Origin of the sequence: Flavobacterium aurantiibacter (assembly GCF_002251775.1) — a bacterium.
In the GTDB taxonomy this organism is placed as follows: Bacteria; Bacteroidota; Bacteroidia; order Flavobacteriales; family Flavobacteriaceae; genus Flavobacterium; species Flavobacterium aurantiibacter.
This window is the reverse complement of the sequence record NZ_NOXX01000212.1, coordinates 1-18,586: the sequence shown is the minus strand read 5'-3', so window position 1 is coordinate 18,586 and position 18,586 is coordinate 1. Positions and strand designations below refer to the sequence as shown.

The 18,586-nt window shown below is 40.4% G+C and carries 14 protein-coding genes; 1 reads left to right on the top strand and 13 read right to left on the bottom strand.

Annotation, left to right across the window (positions count from 1 at the left end):
* Nucleotides 1-147: 147 nt before the first annotated feature.
* From CHX27_RS11795 to CHX27_RS11760, 8 genes are all read right to left on the bottom strand, one after another.
* The gene (locus tag CHX27_RS11795; RefSeq protein ID WP_094486978.1) at nucleotides 148-570 is read right to left on the bottom strand and encodes a DUF2147 domain-containing protein; all 423 of its coding nucleotides are present in this window, start codon (nucleotides 568-570) and stop codon (nucleotides 148-150) included.
* 27 nt (nucleotides 571-597) lie between these two features.
* Nucleotides 598-3,636: an efflux RND transporter permease subunit gene (locus CHX27_RS11790; protein WP_094486977.1), complete on the bottom strand. Its 3,039-nt coding sequence runs from the start codon at nucleotides 3,634-3,636 to the stop codon at nucleotides 598-600.
* A gap of 1 nt (nucleotide 3,637) precedes the next feature.
* Complete coding sequence (locus tag CHX27_RS11785) at nucleotides 3,638-4,666, bottom strand: efflux RND transporter periplasmic adaptor subunit (RefSeq protein WP_094486976.1); 1,029 nt, start codon at nucleotides 4,664-4,666, stop codon at nucleotides 3,638-3,640.
* A gap of 11 nt (nucleotides 4,667-4,677) precedes the next feature.
* The gene (locus tag CHX27_RS11780; RefSeq protein WP_094486975.1) at nucleotides 4,678-6,021 is read right to left on the bottom strand and encodes a TolC family protein; all 1,344 of its coding nucleotides are present in this window, start codon (nucleotides 6,019-6,021) and stop codon (nucleotides 4,678-4,680) included.
* Between the two features lie 49 nt (nucleotides 6,022-6,070).
* Nucleotides 6,071-6,688 (bottom strand): TetR/AcrR family transcriptional regulator, encoded by a 618-nt coding sequence (locus tag CHX27_RS11775; protein ID WP_094486974.1) that lies wholly within the window; start codon nucleotides 6,686-6,688, stop codon nucleotides 6,071-6,073.
* A 603-nt stretch (nucleotides 6,689-7,291) separates the two neighbouring features.
* Nucleotides 7,292-7,726: a PaaI family thioesterase gene (locus CHX27_RS11770; protein WP_094486973.1), complete on the bottom strand. Its 435-nt coding sequence runs from the start codon at nucleotides 7,724-7,726 to the stop codon at nucleotides 7,292-7,294.
* A 102-nt stretch (nucleotides 7,727-7,828) separates the two neighbouring features.
* Nucleotides 7,829-8,635: an SDR family oxidoreductase gene (locus CHX27_RS11765; RefSeq protein ID WP_094486972.1), complete on the bottom strand. Its 807-nt coding sequence runs from the start codon at nucleotides 8,633-8,635 to the stop codon at nucleotides 7,829-7,831.
* A gap of 15 nt (nucleotides 8,636-8,650) precedes the next feature.
* A complete protein-coding gene (locus CHX27_RS11760; RefSeq protein WP_094486971.1) occupies nucleotides 8,651-9,382 on the bottom strand; it encodes an alpha/beta fold hydrolase in 732 nt (243 codons plus the stop codon).
* Nucleotides 9,383-9,466: 84 nt separating this feature from the next.
* On the opposite strand from CHX27_RS11760, the gene CHX27_RS11755 reads away from it, so the two are divergent.
* Nucleotides 9,467-10,156, top strand: a complete 690-nt coding sequence (locus CHX27_RS11755) for a T9SS type A sorting domain-containing protein (protein ID WP_094486970.1) — start codon at nucleotides 9,467-9,469, stop codon at nucleotides 10,154-10,156.
* 417 nt (nucleotides 10,157-10,573) lie between these two features.
* On the opposite strand, the gene CHX27_RS11750 is transcribed toward CHX27_RS11755, so the two are convergent.
* From CHX27_RS11750 to CHX27_RS11730, 5 genes are all read right to left on the bottom strand, one after another.
* Nucleotides 10,574-11,809: a TCR/Tet family MFS transporter gene (locus CHX27_RS11750; RefSeq protein ID WP_094486969.1), complete on the bottom strand. Its 1,236-nt coding sequence runs from the start codon at nucleotides 11,807-11,809 to the stop codon at nucleotides 10,574-10,576.
* Nucleotides 11,810-11,905: 96 nt separating this feature from the next.
* On the bottom strand, nucleotides 11,906-13,687 hold the full coding sequence (locus tag CHX27_RS11745; RefSeq protein WP_094486968.1) for a 1-deoxy-D-xylulose-5-phosphate synthase: 1,782 nt from the start codon (nucleotides 13,685-13,687) through the stop codon (nucleotides 11,906-11,908).
* A gap of 342 nt (nucleotides 13,688-14,029) precedes the next feature.
* Entirely contained in the window at nucleotides 14,030-15,070 is a 1,041-nt protein-coding gene (locus tag CHX27_RS11740; protein WP_094486967.1) for a radical SAM protein, read from the bottom strand.
* A gap of 2 nt (nucleotides 15,071-15,072) precedes the next feature.
* Nucleotides 15,073-16,434, bottom strand: coding sequence for an oxygen-dependent tRNA uridine(34) hydroxylase TrhO (gene trhO / locus CHX27_RS11735; protein ID WP_094486966.1), 1,362 nt, complete (start codon nucleotides 16,432-16,434; stop codon nucleotides 15,073-15,075).
* Between the two features lie 88 nt (nucleotides 16,435-16,522).
* The gene (locus CHX27_RS11730; protein WP_094486965.1) at nucleotides 16,523-17,962 is read right to left on the bottom strand and encodes a nucleoside recognition domain-containing protein; all 1,440 of its coding nucleotides are present in this window, start codon (nucleotides 17,960-17,962) and stop codon (nucleotides 16,523-16,525) included.
* Between the last annotated feature and the right edge of the window lie 624 nt (nucleotides 17,963-18,586).

Below are 18,586 nucleotides of genomic sequence, written 5' to 3'. Positions count from 1 at the left end.
TATTGATTTTTAATCAATTATGTTTTTTGTCGTGTACTAAAAAAAAAATTAAATTATACTTTCGTTCAGCCAACTTTTTAGCCATTTCGTAACCAATTCCCGAGCTTGCGCCAGTAATTAAGATGTAGTTTTCCATATTTCTTCCTGTTATTTGATTTTTGTCCACACTTCTGTTCGCCCGAAAAGTGAAATACCAACAAAGCCTCGAACATTTATTTTATTAGTTTCTTTTTGTGTGATTTTACAAGAATAGGTTTTCCCTTCTCTTGGGTCGTAAATAGTTCCATCCTCCCAAGTGTCGTCACCATCAAAGACAAAATTTTTCAAAATGGTTAACCCGATAAGCTCTCTATTGCGCAGCTTACTATCTGGGTTTTTAGTGTCTTTTGTTTGATCGCCGGTGCCCCAAATGATTTTCCCGAAGTATTTATCACCTTGTTTAAATATCTGAAATTTCGCATCCTTTTTTTCATTGATCCATTCTCCAAGAATGGCATCAGCTTTCGATTGTGCCGCCGCGGTACTTCCCGAACCGATTATTAAAAGCAGCAGTAAAAAAACTTTCTTCATTTCTATAAGTATTTAATTTTTAATTATTTATATTTTCGGAGGAATTAGTTTATACATTACTGGAGTAACAATTCTCGATAAGATGGTAGAGCTTATTAAACCTCCGATTAATACAAGTGCAAGCGGAGATATTTGAGGATTAGGATTCATTGCAAGTGGAATTAAACCTCCTATTGCAGTTAGCGAGGTAAGTACAACAGGCAAAAAGCGTATTTCACCTGCTTTTTCGATGGCTTCTTCCAAAGGAACTCCTTCCAGTCGCAGCTGATTGGTGAAATCGACCAATAAAATGGAGTTTTTTACCTCTATCCCCGCCAATCCAATAAAGCCAACAATAGCAATAAACGACATCGGATTATCAGAAAGCCAAAGCATAGAAACGCCACCGATTACCCCTAAAGGAATTACAGATAGTACTATAAGGATTCCTTTGAAGGTTTTAAATTGTAAGATTAGTACTGCGATGAATAAGAAAACAGTTAGAATAATAATTGTGATAAAATTGCCGCCAAAGGCATCGCCTTCACTTTCTGCTTCCCCAGATAATTTGTAATAGTAGCCCTTAGGCATTTTCAATTGATCTAACTTTGGTACGATATCTTTTAATACATCATTTGCCAGTATTCCGTCTCTCGTAGATGCGGTAATCTTTATAAAGCGGTTTTTATCAAAATGGTTGATGTTATTTGGCGATGTTACAAATTCAGTATTTGCGATTTGTTTTAACGGAATTGGTGTTCCAACGGCATTGTTAACATATAAGTTTGTTAATGCAGCGAGCGTTGTCTTATCGCTCTTAGGAATAGTTAATTCCATTTCAAAATCATCTCCCTCTTCATCAGTATAAGTTCCAATCGAGATTCCCGCAACTGCTAATCGTATTGTCTTGTCGATATCAGCTGTTAAAACTCCGAGAGTTCTAGCTTTCTCACGATTGATGTTAACTTTCAAATCTGTTTTCAGCGTGTTTAAATCGTTGTTTACGTAAATGGCGCCGGAATTTGACTTAACGATTTTTTCCACATCAAACGACAATCTTCTTAAAGTATCTAGATTGTCTCCGAAGACTCGAATTGAAATCGGAGCTTCGATGGGCGGACCTTGTTCAAAGTCTTTAATTTCGATTTTTGCAAATGGAAAATCTTTGAATTGTTTCCGTAGTTTTTCAATCAGTGCGATTTTATTCTGAGGTTGCGCATTATCTGCTAGTTGAATAAAAATTTGCGAAAAATCGTTTTTTTCTTCCTTTTGGGGTACGTTGTAATAAATTTGAGGATTTCCTTTTCCAATATTTGATGTAAAAAACTTTATCTCGTGATTTTTAGCAATTTGAGTTTCTATTAACGAGGTTATTTTTTTACTTTCCGCTAAACTTGTTTGTAACGGCATTCTAATGTTTACTAAGAATATAGGTTTTTCTGAGGAAGGGAACAGTTTAAATCCAATTACAGGGAAAAGAGCTAGAGAACCAATAAAAAGTGCTAAAGTAATTACTAAGGTGATCAGCGGCTTAGCCAAGGCTTTATGCATTAATCGCGTGTAGGTTCTGCTGATAAATTTCTGTAGATACTGAAGAAATATGTTACCCGCCGCGTCGTGATGTTCTTTTAAAATCCGGCTTGATAAAAATGGAACTAAAGTTAGTGACACTATCATAGATGCCAGAATTGTGCAGATGACGGCCATTGGTAATCCTCTGATAAACTCACCCGGCCCAGCAGGTAAAAACACTAGGGGTAAAAACGAAATTACCAGTGTTGCAGTGCACCCGATAACAGCCAAGGTAATTTGTTTCGTTGCTTTCAAGGCAGCTTCCCTTTTTGTGTGTCCTTCTCTCAACCAGCGTTCAATGTTTTCAACCACAACAATACTGTCGTCAACTAAGAGACCTAGCGAAACCACAAGTCCGACTATGCTTAACTGATTTAGTGAGAATCCAAACGCATTTAATCCGATTAAGCCCAAGGCTAATGATAACGGAATAGCAATCATTACTATTACTGATGCTCGAGTTCCGAGAGGTAAAAGTGTTATAAGTACTAAGCCCAGTGCTATGACAAAATCGATTCCTAATCCGGAGAGACGTAAGGCTACGTTATCCGCTTGATCAAAATTTTTGATTAACGCAATGTTGGTTGGAAGCAATTTCTCAAAATCGTTGATGATCGGCAACGATTTTTTTTGAGTACTGCTAATATTGGCTCCAACCTTTTGAGCTGCAGAAACTAAAACACAGCGATGTCCGTTTAATCGGGTAATGTGTTTCTCTTCCTGCAGCTTATAATCGACTTGCGCCACTTCTTTTAGCGTAGTGATTTTGCCGTTACCGTTGTAAACTACTGTGTTTTTGATATCGTTGATATCTGTAAACTTGCCGCTTGTTTTTACATTAAACGTTTTGTTACCTGCATCTAAGTTTCCGCCAGGAATGTTTAAGGCCTCGCTTTGTAAACTTCCGATGACAACGTTTAATGGAATTTTTAGCTCGGCGAGTTTGTCGAGTTTTAAATCGATTCTAATGGTTTCTTCTGGCGCACCAGAGACTTTAACTTTCTTTAGTTCTTTAACTTTTTCTAATTTTTCTTTTAAATCATCGCCGTATTTTTTTAAGTCGCTGTAAGAAGCATTTTCAGAAAGTAGCGCAATCTGAAAAATGTTTACATCGGAAGGATCAACTTTTCGGATTTCAATTTTCTGTAGGTCTTCAGGCAATTCACTTCGTAAGTTATTAACCTCTCTAATAACTTCTTGATACTTGTTATCGACATCTTCTCCATATTTAAAGTCGACTTGTATTACAGCTAAACCATCTTCAATCGACGTGACAATTTTATCGACGTTATCGAGCTCATATAATTTATTTTCAATCGGTTTTACCACTAATTCTTCCATATCCTTCGGACTCGTACCGGGATAAATCACTACAATAGGATAGGAGGGAGGGTTAATTTGCGGATCCTCTGCTCGTGGCATAGTAAATAGCGTTACAAAACCAACAACTGCTATCATTACAAAAACCACGATAGTAAAAGGATAGTTTTTAATTGTAAAATTGGTAAGGCTCATTTTATTTAATGATTTTTATTTTAGACTGTTCATTCAAGAATGGAGAATTAGCAGTGATAATGCTTGAAATGCCTTCCAATCCTTTGGCAACGATCACTTCTTTTTCGTTAAAGCTTTCTATCTCTATGGGAATCTTTTTTACCGTTGAATCTGAGGTAGGAACAAATACATACGCGTTTTTTCCATTGGCTTCAATTACAGCATTGTAAGGAATAATATTGGTTGATTTATTTCGAGCAACATCAATAGTTACTTTGCCGAACATCCCAACGGCAAAATCTTTTGTAGCATTTTTAACTTTAATTTCGATTTGAAATGTTCCTGAGCCGCTGTCGATAGCTCTACTTTTTAGGGAAACTGTACCCGAGTAGAGTTTTCCATTAACTTCAATTTTACAACTATTTCCTTCGGTGATTAACGACCAATCGCTTTCAGAAACTCCAATTTTAACAATCCAATTTTTTTGATCTGTGTTTTCATTGATTGCCAATACAGGAAAGCCACCTTGAATAATTTCTCCCTCGTTGGCTATTTTTTTTGTAACAAATCCCGACGATGAAGCAAGAATGTATGCGTACTTTTTATTGAAGGTTGCCTGCTCTAAGGTTTTTTCAGCGATCTCTAGTACTGTTTTTGAATTTTGCAGCTGTTCTAAAGTCGATACACTATCCTTGTATAAGTTGTAAACCCTTGCATAGTCTCTTTTGCTTTTTTCGTAGCCCAGTTTAGCTTGTGAAACCTGTGCGTCGATTTCAGTTAATTTTAGTGTGGCTAGTAACTGTCCTTTGGTAAAAGATTGTCCTTCTTTTACAAAAATGCGGTCAACTACGCCACCTATTTTAAACGCTAGTTTATTTTCATTTTCAGTTGAAATAAAGCCAGTTGCGATAACATTTTCATTGCTTTTTGAAGTTTTTAGATTAATTATTTTTACGGGTATAACCTCGTTGGTTTCGGCTGTTTTTTTTGCATCAGTGCACGACAGTACAGCGATTATCGGCACCACTAACAATAAATTAGGTATTCTCATTCTAGTAGTTTTTAAAAGTTAAAAGTATAAGTAGCATTAGCCCGTTCTAATTCGGCGTAAGCAATCCAGGTTTCATAAAGTGCTATGTTTGAGTTAAGGAGGGCATTTATATACTGGTTTTGAGCATCTAAAAGTTCAATGTAGAGCGCTTGTCCTTCTTTGTACAATCGCGAAACATCATCATTGTATTTTTTTGCAGCGATGTTTTGACTCTTCTCCGATTTATAGATTTCTAGTTTTGAGAGCAGATTATTCTTGCTTATTTCATATTGGAGCAGTAGCTGCTGCTTTACATTTTCGGTTTGGGAATTGATGCTTTTCGCTTCCTCCTCAATTTGTTTTAGCTTGTACTTATTTTTATTTCCAGAGAAAATGTTCCACTCTAAAGCAATTCCCCCAAAATAATAGCGAGACTGCTTAGTAACTTCAAAATCAAAATCTTGGTAACCAATGTCTATGAATCCGCTTAGCTTCGGAAACCATGCAGATTGTGTAAGTTTTGATACCGAAGTATTTATTTCGGCAGCTTTTTGAAGTTGAGTAAACTCTTCTCTTTTTTGAGTGTTTTCAGAATTAAAATCAGTGGGAATTGCCGAAAGGCTGATGTCGATTTCAATTCCGGTATCTAATTTTTGATTGATTAGAAAATTGAAATACGCTTGCGCATTCTTGCTATTTTGATTGGCTTCTACTAACCTGGCTTCAATACGTTTTACCTCATTATCACTTCGTAAGACGGCAGTGCGATTTATTTTTTGATTCGTAAAAAGCGATTGATTTACCCTTTGGTTTTCTTTAGCGAGTTTCAAAGCAGTTTCATAAATGGTTATGGCTTCTTTCGACTGCATGTATTTGAAATATGCAATTTTGATATCTTTTACCAACTCTCTTTTATAAATGTCGACTTCAACTTGACGAAGTTGATTTTGATACCTTTTGATCCGCTTGTTGTAAATGATCTCGTAATTCAGTAGCGGAACAGTGGTGTGAATTTTTGCATCATAGAAATTATTCGGATTGATAAGTACCGACTGATTTTCTAATCTTGGAAAAACGCTGGAATTGGTTAATTGGTTTAAAGTATTATACACCGGATTTAGTAGATCACCGATAGGAATATCAATGGTTCTTCCTCCGGCGGCAACTGTATAATTGGCATTAAAAGAGGTAGTTGGATAAAAAAGACTATTGGCTTCTTTCAACGCCCAGATGCTTTTATTGATGTTGAAATTATGTTGTTTGACAACTTCATTGTTCTCAAGACCGATTTTTATGTAGTCTTCTAATAATTTATTTTGAGAATATCCGAGCAACCCAAAGCAAAACACTAGATAAATTTTAAATACACACTTCATTGTACGATGTTTATATTATGAACATTGTTCAAATTATTAGACAAAAAAACTATAACTTTTCTAAGATTTTTAAAAACTCTTTGTATCCATCATATAAAATGGTGTCTGGATTATCAAATTTTACACCCTTTGTGCGGTTCCGAATTTCCAAACAACACATCCCGTGAACTAAACTCCATATAATAAAAGATAAGGGTTCTAATGAATGTCCGCTGAAATGTCCGTTTTCCATACATTGTGCAACCGTATTTTTTAGCGCTCCAAATGCGTTAGTACCTTCGTTCCAGTCTTCTTTTTCAGAACTTTCAATAGATTCCATGGGTGCTTTAACGTTAAACATCAAGTCATACATTTCTTGATTTTCTAAAGCAAACTTCATATAAGTAATCCCCATCTTTTTCAATCGATCCAAAGGATCTTCGATACTAAATAGCTCCTGAAAATAGCCACCCAATTCTTGGAATCCAATGGAGTGTAAATCGTGGAGTATGGCATTCTTATCCTTAAAATACACATAAACTGTTCCTACGCTATAATCGATCTCGTCCGCTATATTTCGTATAGTGATTTGTTCAATTCCCTTTTCAATGAAGAGCTTCTTCGCACCATTTAGAATGAGCATTCGAAGTGCCTCTTTCTCTCTAGCTTTTCGATCGGCGATGGTCATGGTACAAAAGTAAAATTATTTTTTGAACAACGTTCATTTTTTTGAAATTTTGTCTGATTTTTAAAGTTCTTGGCTAATCGTTTTCGTTTTAGCTCTAAAAAACAGTAAGTTAATGGCTAATTTCTAAGTGTGCAGTTTTAATTCAATCGCAAACTACGTACACCGACATCACCCATTTTTCTTTGGGAATAGGGAATGTTTTTAAAATTGATTTTATAGTTGAAGCAGCAATTCCGAAGCGTTTAGATATTGCTCTCAAACAAGTTTGCCGCTGCCAAACTGCATAAAAAAAGTGTCCTTCTAAATTTGGGAGCTATTGCAAACAAAAGCAAAACTCGTAATTAGAAAATTCTTGTAATTAATTGAACTGTAGCATTTTCTTTCGCAGCGACTAGCTGCAACAATGCTTCATTAAAAATACTACTTTTTTGTGTTCGTTTTTCAGTGAGGTATCGTTTTATGATTGGATACTGGGAGGAATTTTGTTAAACTCGGTCGTCTGATTATCAATCATCTTTGTCTTGCGCTTTTAGCGATGATTTGTATTTGCTTGCACGTTGCTCGAAGATCATCTAGTTACAATTTTTGACCTTCGGTGGTGACTTAAATTTTTAGGTTACTTACGGCTAAGTTGGCTGTTGCTGCCGCAATTTTTCGATTTTCGTAATTAAAAATTTCTGCTTGGATATTGATGATCGTTTTACCCAGTTTAACAACTTCTGTTCTCACCCGAACTGTCTCGCCCTCGCGAGCGGCGCTGAAAAAGTCGATGTTCAAGTTTATGGTCGGGTAGAAGTGCTCTAATCCCAAGACATAGAAATTTACGCCAATACAGTCGTCGATCATTCCCGCCATAACACCACCGTGTAGCATACCAACGGGGTTGGTCATTTCTTTCCGAACAATAAATTCAAATGCAACGCTACTTTCACTCGCAGCGATTACCTTTCCTTGCAACCACTTTGCAAAAGGCGCCGGACTCCCTTCGAAAATGCGTCCTTCAAAACTTTTTAGAAATTCTAATCTTTGATTTTTCATTATGATGAACTTTTTTGTGTTTGATCAATAGTTGTTGAAAACGACAAAAAATCCACTCCAGAAGAGCAGATTTTTGTTTTTATGAATCAGCAGATGTTCAGCTTACGTTTTTGCTTTCGTTAGCTGGGATAACATGCTTTTTTCAAATAATTTTGGAGCGTAATTCTGAAGGAAGACGATAGTCCCCGACATTTTACCTACCAGATTCTTCAACGGCGGTTGTTTGGAATCGATTATTTTATGAATGAGTCGTGTTACACGAGTCGGATTCTCTGCGTTTTTAATGCCGTCGTTGGTGAAGGCGATCCATTTTTCACGATAGCCGTCGTAGTCGGAAATTGATTTATTTATGGCAACAGCGTTTTCTCCGATATTTGTTCGAAACCAACTAGGTTCTACCAAACTTACCTGAACGTTAAAGGGCATCAATTCGAATCTAAGCGCCTTAAAGTAGCCTTCCACCGCATGTTTTGAAGCTGAGTAATACGACAAATTTGGCGGTCCGATCAAACCAACAATCGAACTCACAGTAATAATGTGGCCGTATTTTTGATTTCTAAAGTGGGGAAGTAACGCATTAGTGATTTTAACTGTTCCCCAAAAATTGGTTTCGAACTGTTGTTTTCCTTGCTCAATAGGGGTTTCCTCGGCCATTCCGGTAAGTAAACAACCGGCATTGTTTATGAGTACATCAACGCGAGAAACTAATTTAAACAGTTCGTTGGTGAATTGTTTGATCGAGTTGTCGTCCGTAATATCGAGCTTGATAAGTTTGAAAGGTACATCGGACTCGTATGATTGCGGTTTTCTACTTGTACCAATAACAGTAAATCCTTTGCGGTGAAGCTCTGAAGCAAGCTGTAATCCAAATCCTGAAGAGGCACCAGTTATGACGATTGTTTTGCTCATAGTTTAGATGTATTTCTAATTTTCTTGATTAAGAAAAGTATTTATGTAGGAAGCCGACAATTCCGGGTACTGAAACTGTGGTGCATGACCTGCGGCTGGAAAAATGATGTGCTGTACCGTTGGAGCATTTTTAAGTAAGGGAAACCAGTTTTCCGTAGCAAATGATACATCATGGTCGCCTGATAAAACTAAAATCGGAGTTTTTAGTTGGGCATATCCCGCTCTAAAATGGTCTTTATCTTCCAGAATGGCAGTATTCGAAGCAAAATAACGCTGAAAAACCTCTTGTGTGGCTGGTACTTTAGACCAATCGGTATGTTGCATGATTCTCCCCATTGATTCTTGAGCAGCCGCGCGACTTTTATCCGAGTTTGGTTCAAAGAAAAGAACTACAGCATCTTCAAAATCGTTTACTGGTTTTAGCGCTCTCTCGAGGAAAATAGGTTCGAACGGCACTTCGGTTTTTCCCATCGGATTGGTTCCGATCAGTACTGTTTTTAGCACGCGTTTGGGATACATAAACGTGGCGTACTGAGCGACCCAACCACCGTACGACCAGCCCATGACGTGAAATTTATCAATCTTTAAATAGTCGGCAAGTTTAACCACTTCAGCAGCAACATCTTTGATGTCTAATGGTAATTCGCCTTCCGAATAACCTATACCTGCGTAATCGAAAGTAATGATGCTGTTGTTTAGTACACGACAAAAAACATAATTGATTAAAAATCTNTACCAAACATACAACTAGGTGACTACGTAACAACAACAGCTACATTAGTTGCCGAAAACGACGTAAACCCGACCGACAACATCAGCACTTTAACGCAGATGGTAATGGGCTCGTACGATCCCAACGACATAAGCGAAAAACACGGACCCGAAGTGGTATTCGCAACTTGGCCAAGTGGCGAAGAACTCGAATACACCATACGATTTGAGAACACTGGAAACGGTCCCGCCGAAACGGTCCGACTTGAAAATACCTTACCAACTAATGTCGATGCCCTTTCGTTTACACCAATCGATGCAAGTCACCGATACCAGTTACAACAAAATGGCAATCAAATAACGGTTGTTTTTAATAACATCGATTTACCGCCATCACAAGAAAATACCAACATTGGGCATGGGTATTTTAAGTATAAAGTATCGCCAACAGCAGGATTTCAAGTAGGTACTGTAATTGAAAATAGAGCCGAAATCTACTTCGATTTCAATCCGGCGATTGTTACGCCTGTGTGGACGACCACTTTTGTCGAGCAATTAAGTGTCGACGAGACTCAACCTATAGTGCAATTTTACACCAATCCAGTTACCGATGTTTTCGAGCTTACTTTAACAAATCCAGAAACAAAAATCGATGCTCAGGTGTACGATTTACTCGGCAAGAAAGTGAGCAGTACGCAATCGGTAAACGGAAAACTACACATTCAAGCGCACGCTTGGCCTAGCGGCATCTACATTCTCAAACTCTCAACGCCTACCGGAACGCTAAACTATAAATTGGTAAAGAGGTAAACTGACGAATTTGGGCACATCCCGCCGCAAAAAAATTGGTGGAAATACCACTGCGGCAGGTCGGGCTTTTCACTGCAAGGCGCAGTTGCTACAAGCGTTTCAACCGCGCGCCCTTACGGCTTCCTTCGGTCGCCGCAACGGCACGGTTTTTCAATCGCTTTTAGCAACTACGGCTTTCCTTTGCAATCCCTTGTGCAACATACGTTACCCAAAAGACGTTTTTGAATTACGATTTTTCGCGTTACGGATAGAGCCAAATAGCCCGCAGCGACGAGGCACGTCTCCGATAACGACCGTGAGCGAGGACTATGGGCGAAAGCCGGACTTGCCGAAATGTGCGCCGCAGCTTTAGCGGAGGCGGACATTTTGGCGAGGAACGCCCAAAAAAACTAAGGATACATTGAAAACCTAATACTTTTACTTATCAGCTGCGACAATTCGTGCAGTACGTTTGATGGAAAAGTAGGCAACCAAAGTGCTCAACAACATAAGAAAACCTCCTAAAACGAAGGGAGCACCCGCAAATTGAAAAGGCGCGCCGTCGTGTGTGAAGAAATAAAAAGTAGATGCCATTAATGGCGGTCCGATGATCGAACTGGCGCTCATTAAACTAGTAAGCGTTCCTTGAATTTCGCCTTGTTCGTTGGCAGGAACCTGACCTGATACCACAGCTTGTAAGGCCGGACCAGCAATTCCGCCCAAACAATACGGGATAAGAAAGGCAAACATCATCCAACTTTCGGTGGCCAATGCAAACAAAAACATCCCGAACGTATACAAAAACAAGCCTAAATAAATACTGCGCTCATTGCCTAACTTCGGGTTGATCCAACGTATTAATCCGCCTTGAACGATGGCTACCAATAGCCCTACCATACCTAGCGACAAGCCCACCATTTTTTCGCTCCAACCAAATTTATAAATCGTGAAGAAACTCCAATTGCTGTGCACGGCGTGTGAACCCACATAAAGCAAGAAAATGGCTAGTATTAACCCAATTAGTTTGGGATAACGCTTTAAATTGAGAAACGCACCGGCCGGATTGGCTCGTTTCCATTCGAAGTTTCGACGATTCGCGGGTTTTAGCGATTCGGGTAAGATAAAATAACCGTATAAAAAGTTGAGCATACACAATACGCCGGCCGCATAAAACGGTACGCGAGAACCAAACTGACCGAGTAAGCCCCCAATAACGGGTCCGATGATAAAACCGAGTCCGAATGCAGCGCCGATCATCCCAAAATTCTTTGCTCTGTTTTCAGGCGTACTCACATCGGCAATATAGGCTGAAGCGGTTGTGATACTGGCTCCGGTAACTCCAGCCAAAATCCGACCAATAAAAAGCCAAGTGATGTTTGGCGCGAGCGAGAGCAACAGATAATCGAGCGAGAAGCCAAAAAGCGAGATGAGTATAATTGGTCGTCGGCCGTACTTATCACTCAAATTTCCAATGAGTGGTGCAAACAAAAACTGTGTTATGGCGTAGGCAAACGTAAGCCAACCGCCGTATTTAGAAGCCTCGGAAATATCGCCATTAATTAATTCACCGATAAGCTTTGGTATAACGGGAATAATAATTCCCCAACCGGTGATGTCGATGAGCATGGTAATGAATATAAATCCAATTGCTGCACTTTTCGAAGATGATTTCATAGCAAAACTTTTCCAGATTTACAGCTTTTCGCAGTTGTTGCAAACGCCAGCACAAAGAAAAGCTTTATTTGCGAAGCGCGTAAAATTGCTGCGTTTTTAACCATTGTTGGACGAGAACTTCTTGATGCTCTCGGCAATAGTAAGGGCATCGATACCTGCTAATTTGCGCAACTCCGGTATGCTGCCGTGTTCGATAAATACATCGGGAATTCCAATGATTTGTGTGCGGCCTTGGAAGTTCAACTCGCTCAAAAGTTCGAGTACCGCCGAACCAAAACCACCAGCAGCAACGCCGTCTTCAACGGTAATGATTACTTCAAATTGTGCGGCCACCGATTCAATCGCGTTGCGGTCGAGCGGTTTTACAAACGGAAAATGTACGTGTGCTATCGGTACATTATCGAGCTGTTGAAAAGCTGATTCGACTTCATGAAAAATGGTTCCGGTCGAAAATACTGCTATACGTTTTCCGTGGCGTACTTGTTTTGCTTTTCCGATTTCCATGCGTTCGAAAGCAAGCGGTGCACGCCATTCGGGAATAAAGCCTCGTGCTCTGGGGTAGCGAATCGCGAACGGTTGTGACGTATGCACGGCAGTAAACAAGAGTTGTTGTAAATCGATTTCATCTTTAGGTGCCGCGACAATTACGTTCGGAACGGTTCGCAACATCGCTAGGTCGAAAATTCCGTGATGTGTTGCGCCGTCTTCGCCCACCAAACCGGCGCGATCGATACAGAAAACGACCGGTAAATTTTGAATGGCTACATCGTGAATTAGCTGATCATAAGCTCGTTGTAAGAATGTCGAGTAAATGCAACAAAGTACTTTAACGCCTTCGCAAGCAAATCCGGCAGCGAGCGTTACCGCGTGTTGTTCGGCGATTCCGACATCGATGACATTTTCGGGAAAGCGATCGATCACAGCTTTCAATCCGCTGCCCGAGGGCATTGCAGGAGTTATGGCAATTATATCTTTATGTTGTTCGAGCAGTGCTAATACGGTAGTTCCAAAAACGTCTTGGAACTTTAACGGCAGGTGCGATTCGTCTTTTTCGTACACTTTTCCGGTCAGGTAATCGAATTTTCCTGGCGCATGGTACAAAACCTGATTCAGTTCGGCTGGTTTGAGTCCTTTTCCTTTGGTAGTTCGCACGTGCAGTAAACGAACGCCCGATTTCTGCTTTTGTGCCCGGAGTTCCGAAACCAATTGCGGTAAATCGTGTCCGTCAATCGGGCCAAAATAGGCGATGTTCAGGTTTTGAAACAGATTTTGTACGGTTTGATTGTTTTGATCGAGTGAGGTCAAATAGTGCTTGAGTGCACCGACACTCGGATCGATTCCGATACTGTTGTCGTTTAAAACGATTAGCAAATTAGCGTTGGTTTCTCCGGCGTGATTCAAGGCTTCAAAAGCCATACCGGCGGCTATAGATGCATCGCCGATAACAGCGATGTGTTGGCGGCTGAACTTTTTTTGCTGTTGTGCGGCTAAAGCCATTCCGAGCGCTGCGGAAATGGCGGTAGATGAATGTCCGGTGCCAAACGCATCGAATTCGCTTTCCGAACGTTTCGGGAAACCAGAGATGCCGCCAAGTTTACGATTGGTGTGAAATTGCGCTAAACGACCGGTAAGCATTTTATGTCCGTAAGCTTGATGCCCCACGTCCCAGATTAGTCGGTCGTTAGGCGTATCGAAAACATAGTGCAGTGCCACGGTAAGATCGACCACACCTAAGCTTGCGCCTAAATGACCTTCGTTTGCAGCTACGATTTTGATTATGCGATCGCGTAAATCCTGTGCTATTTCGGGCAAACGTTCAACGGCTACGGCTCGCAAATCGGCTAAGGATGTCAACGAATCTAGAAAAGGTACATTCATTTTTCAAAGGTAAAAATCTGCCTTCGAAAAAGTTGCTTTGCTGTGGTGTATTATTCCTAGAAAAATGTCGGTGAATTTAGTTTCGACTCGCTATCAGGTTTCGTTGATTAAAAGCTATTGTTAAAACAGAACGGATTGGGGCAACGTTTTCGGGTGAGCGATAGCAGTGGTATCCTTTTTGGCGCCGCAGGATTTCCACGACAGTTCTGGTCCGTAAGATACAGCGGAACACGTGACGGCTGGCACCTCTTTTGCGTAGCGATGACTCGTTTGCCGGCGCGCCCAAAAAAGTAAGAGCCGCAAATTCGATACGATTTTTAATCCGCGAAATAGCGTCGGTAATTAGGTTTGGTGAATTTCGACGTCGTAGTTGAGCATGTTGCGATTTAAAGACGCTAATGTCGATTTCGAAACAAAAATGTTCTTAAATAAACGCCAGTTCCAGCGGTTTCTTCCTTGCCACTGCGCAAAACCTTCGTTGCGCCAATCGAAGTCGTCTTTCCAAAAGAAATCGGGACCAACGTAACAATACGTGTACGGCATTAAGTACGAACTGTCGTTATTGCCCGCAACCTTTAAACTCTGGTTTTCGTTTCGCTTTACCGAGGCCGGAAACAACAAAGTAATGTTTCGTTTTATCGCTTCTTCTTGAAAATTCGCCACCAGATCCGGATACTGATCCTCGATGCTTTTCAAACTAAAATTCTGGTAAGCAGACTCGCCGATTTTATCTACAGGTCGCAGTTGAATTACGTCGATATTATACTTGCCGCAGCGCTCGAAAAACGAACGCAACTCACCAAAATTGTCGGAATTAAACGTATAGTTTATGCGAAGTTTTACCTGAGGAAATTGCTGTTTTACGGCGGTAATTTCGCTCAGTGTTTCGTGAAATTTTTCGAACTGCGCCAAACCCATGAATTTCTCGTAGGTTTCTTTATGAACGCCGTGCATCGATAAAATAAATTCATCTAAACCCGCCGAAACCAAATCAAAAATTTGCTTTTTGTCTAACAAATTCCCGTTTGTAACCATGCTGATAAAGGGCACTTTTTTCTCTTTTGCGAGTTCAACGAGTCGTACATTATCTTTAAAGAGCGTGGGTTCGGCCGCACAGCCAATTTGCAATTTCAATGCATATTTAAAAATCACTTCAGAAATCCGCGCCAAATCGTCTTTCTTCATAATGCCTTTCATCTTCTTGCGAACAAATTCGGCATCGGTGAAATAGCACATGGTACAACGCAAATTACAAGCTAAAACCGGGTCGAGCTGTATCGACAAATGTCGTTTGCCCGAAACCGACAACAGCCACAATCCCAGAAATTTCAGACGGTGACTCTTAATTCGGCTGTTTAAGCGCAGTAATTTGTATACATCCATTGTTAATCGACGTTTTCGAGCTTAAATAACTTGTCGGACAAGCGAATTCTAAAGCCGGTTTTTACACTAATTTCGGCTGGAGCCGTTGCCACCGTTGCAGGTTGGTCGTTTACATAAAGTTCGGAAATCTGTACTTCCTGTTCGCCGGTGGTTGGACCGGAAATTAAAACGGTATCGCCAACGTTAACCTCGCCTTGTAACAATCTAAATCTTCCGATGCTAGCTTTCGGAAAATAATGCGTTGCTTTTCCGATTTTGACCCGACGTACTTTCGGAATGGCTACTTTTTTGGCTTCGTCGATGGGTGCTTTGGCTAAGACTTGTGTTTTTGCCGGCGCTTTGTACACCAATTTATCGGATTTTCCTTTTTTGAAAATCTTATTTCCATTCATAATGCCGCTGCGGAGTTTTCGCTGTTCGGCTTCCGGCAATTGAATGATTTCCAGACACTCGGCGGAGCAGGTGTTTTGCATTTTCTCCTTACAGCTGTCGCATTGTATAAACAGCAAATGGCAGCCTTCGTTGGCGCAATTGGTATGATTGTCGCAAGGTGCACCGCATTGGTGGCATTGCGCGATAATGTCGTCGGTAATGCGTTCGCCTAAACGATGATCGAACACGAAGTTTTTTCCAATAAACTTGCTTTCCAAACCTTCGGCTTTTACTTGGCGTGTGTATTCAATGATCCCGCCTTCAAGCTGGTACACATTCTTAAAACCTTTGTACTTCATGTACGCACTTGCTTTCTCGCAACGAATGCCGCCGGTGCAGTACATCAGTAAATTTTTATCTTGCTTGTGTTCGGAAAGTTCTTGTTCGATTATTGGAAGCGATTCGCGAAACGTATCTACATCAGGTGTAATGGCGCCCACAAAATGTCCAATTTCACTTTCGTAGTGATTGCGCATATCGACCACAATGGTGTTTGGGTCTTCCAGTAATTTATTGAATTCGGCGGCTTTTAAATGCACACCAATGTTCGAAGGATTGAATTCCGGATCGTTAATTCCGTCGGCAACAATTTTGTCGCGCACTTTTATTGTGAGTTTCAAAAACGAATGATCGTCGTGTTCGACAGCGATATTCAAACGAATATTCTGCATAAAAGGATATACTTCAATGCTGTCTTTAAACTCGTAGAAGTTATCGGCCGGAACCGAAAGTTGGGCATTAATCCCTTCATTAGCTACGTAAATACGGCCGAGGACATCGAGCGGATTCCACGCTAGGAAAAGGGCATCGCGAAAGTCTTGAGGGTTTTCAATTTGGGCATACGCGTAGAACGATATGGTTAGACGCTGCTTTCCGGCTTCGTCTATCATTTTGGATCGTTCTTCTGCGCTTAAGGTGTTGTACAGTTGCATGCTATAAACAATTTAAGAATAGAAGACCGCAAAGGTAGAAAAAGAAACGAAAGTTGCTTATGAAGTTATCAATTTCAAAAACGGCATTCTAGAAAAACCAACTCGCCACAAAAATGGCGGTTAGTACGCATATCAAATCAACTAAGAGCATAGTGCCCAAAGTATATCGCGTGTTTTTGATGTTTACCGAACCAAAATAAACGGCAATTACATAAAATGTAGTTTCGGCGCTGCATTGGAAAATACACACCAAACGTCCGGTAAACGAGTCGGGTCCGGCATTTCGCATGGCATCGATCATAAATCCGCGTGAACCTCCCGAAGAAAACGGACGCAAGATCGCAACCGGCAGCGAATCGGTAATTTCTTTGGCCACTCCCATTTGCGCAAATACAAAGGCAATTCCGTTGCTAATGAGTTCAAACAAACCGCTGTTTCTGAAAAGCGAAATAGCCACGAGCATACCCAAAACGTATGGGAAAATCTGAATGCCGGTTTGCAATCCGTTTCGTGCTCCAACAACAAACGAGTCGAAAACGGTAGTTTCTAAAGCCGCAAATTTCTTTTCGTTGGCAAACGAGAATATCAAGGTAAAGCCAATAATAGCAAGCAGCATGATGCCCGATAAATTAGCGGTAAAGAAGTTTTTTTCCACCAAGTTCAATCCGTTGATGTAAAAAAGCAATCCGATGATTCCGCCAATTACAGCGAAAATGCCCGAAAGCAGCGTAGTACTCCAAAAGTTAATTCGTTGGCGAATCCCAACAATGATGAAGGCTGCAATAGTTCCTACAAACGAGGTAATGATACACGGAAGCATCACATCGGCCGGATTCGCTGCGTTTTCGGCTGCGCGGTAACCAATAATCGAGGTCGGAATTAAGGTTAAACCCGCGGCGTGCAAACACATAAACATAATTTGGGCGTTGCTGGCCTTGTCTTTGTCCGGATTTAGTTCCTGCAAACTTTGCATGGCTTTCAGACCAAAAGGTGTGGCGGCCGAGTCTAATCCGAGAAAATTCGCGGCAAAATTCAAGGTCATGTACGAAATCGAATCGTGGTTTTTCGGAATGTCGGGGAAGACTTTCACAAAAATCGGACTCAGCAATTTGGCGAGTTTTTCGGCCGCGCCCGAGTCGATAAGCAGTTGCATCAAGCCGCAAAAAAACGCCAGATAGGCAATGAGCGGCAGTATTAAATCGAGCAGAGTGTTTTTACAGGTGGGCAGTAAACCGTCGGCTTTTTGTACGCCGCTATATATTTTTACGGTTTTGGTTTCTTGCACAAAAGTGGTGTCGGCATCTTTGGTATTTCGGTTTAAAACAAAGGTTTTATCGTCGGCTTTGCTCAGGCTATCGGCTATAAAGGCAGGAATTTCGTTCGGAAATTTCTCAGCAATCAGAATTTTGTCGTCTTTTTTTCCATTTATCAGAAAATCAACCGTATAGAAGTTTCCTGTAAAGAGCGCAATACCGATAAAAACGATCGAGCCAATAAATATGCTGAGCCAAAACCTGCTTAAAACCATATAAAATCAATTTTTGTAAAAGTAGCAGATTTTTTTAGTCGTGTTATTTATTATTTGGAAGTTGCGCGCAAACGTTCGGTGGAAATTCATAGCGCGCCGCGCCATTCGCTCCAATAAACCTCGTTTGCTTCTTGCGGGCTAGCGTTTTGGCGTAGCTTCCGTTGGTCGCTCGCCAAAATCACAGCTCGCAACGCACAAACTTTGGTTTATAACCGCTGCTGTCGCTAACTCGAAAAAGTGTGCACGCTAGATTTTCTTAATAACTTTAGGTACAACGTGCAGTTGCAACTTTGTCAAGAGGATATATAAACCGAAAGATAATAGTTTCAGCAGAAGTTATTGTCTTAGGCAGCACTGTCAAAAATGTTAAAATTTAAAATTTACGGAAAAACCGTAACCTTAACTAAAACTCTTAGAGTAGCTTTGAGAAGAGATATGTGAGGTGTTTTAAGTGCAACAAAATTTTAGGCTTTTTAATTGGAAGAGTATTTTATGTCTCCTAGTGAATTGATGGATAAATTGTTAGAGTTTATTGGCTAAAATCGAAAACATCATTACAAACACCAATCAAAACTTATTTATTTTAGTACACGACAAAAAACATAATTGATTAAAAATCAATAA

Excerpts from the sequence above, each read along its gene's own strand:
- CHX27_RS11795 (WP_094486978.1), bottom strand. The coding sequence starts at position 570 with ATGAAGAAAGTTTTTTTACTGCTGCTTTTAATAATCGGTTCGGGAAGT.
- CHX27_RS11790 (WP_094486977.1), bottom strand. The coding sequence starts at position 3,636 with ATGAGCCTTACCAATTTTACAATTAAAAACTATCCTTTTACTATCGTG.
- CHX27_RS11785 (WP_094486976.1), bottom strand. The coding sequence starts at position 4,666 with ATGAGAATACCTAATTTATTGTTAGTGGTGCCGATAATCGCTGTACTG.
- CHX27_RS11780 (WP_094486975.1), bottom strand. The coding sequence starts at position 6,021 with ATGAAGTGTGTATTTAAAATTTATCTAGTGTTTTGCTTTGGGTTGCTC.
- CHX27_RS11775 (WP_094486974.1), bottom strand. The coding sequence starts at position 6,688 with ATGACCATCGCCGATCGAAAAGCTAGAGAGAAAGAGGCACTTCGAATG.
- CHX27_RS11770 (WP_094486973.1), bottom strand. The coding sequence starts at position 7,726 with ATGAAAAATCAAAGATTAGAATTTCTAAAAAGTTTTGAAGGACGCATT.
- CHX27_RS11765 (WP_094486972.1), bottom strand. The coding sequence starts at position 8,635 with ATGAGCAAAACAATCGTCATAACTGGTGCCTCTTCAGGATTTGGATTA.
- CHX27_RS11755 (WP_094486970.1), top strand. The coding sequence starts at position 9,467 with ATGGTAATGGGCTCGTACGATCCCAACGACATAAGCGAAAAACACGGA.
- CHX27_RS11750 (WP_094486969.1), bottom strand. The coding sequence starts at position 11,809 with ATGAAATCATCTTCGAAAAGTGCAGCAATTGGATTTATATTCATTACC.
- CHX27_RS11745 (WP_094486968.1), bottom strand. The coding sequence starts at position 13,687 with ATGAATGTACCTTTTCTAGATTCGTTGACATCCTTAGCCGATTTGCGA.
- CHX27_RS11740 (WP_094486967.1), bottom strand. The coding sequence starts at position 15,070 with ATGGATGTATACAAATTACTGCGCTTAAACAGCCGAATTAAGAGTCAC.
- trhO (WP_094486966.1), bottom strand. The coding sequence starts at position 16,434 with ATGCAACTGTACAACACCTTAAGCGCAGAAGAACGATCCAAAATGATA.
- CHX27_RS11730 (WP_094486965.1), bottom strand. The coding sequence starts at position 17,962 with ATGGTTTTAAGCAGGTTTTGGCTCAGCATATTTATTGGCTCGATCGTT.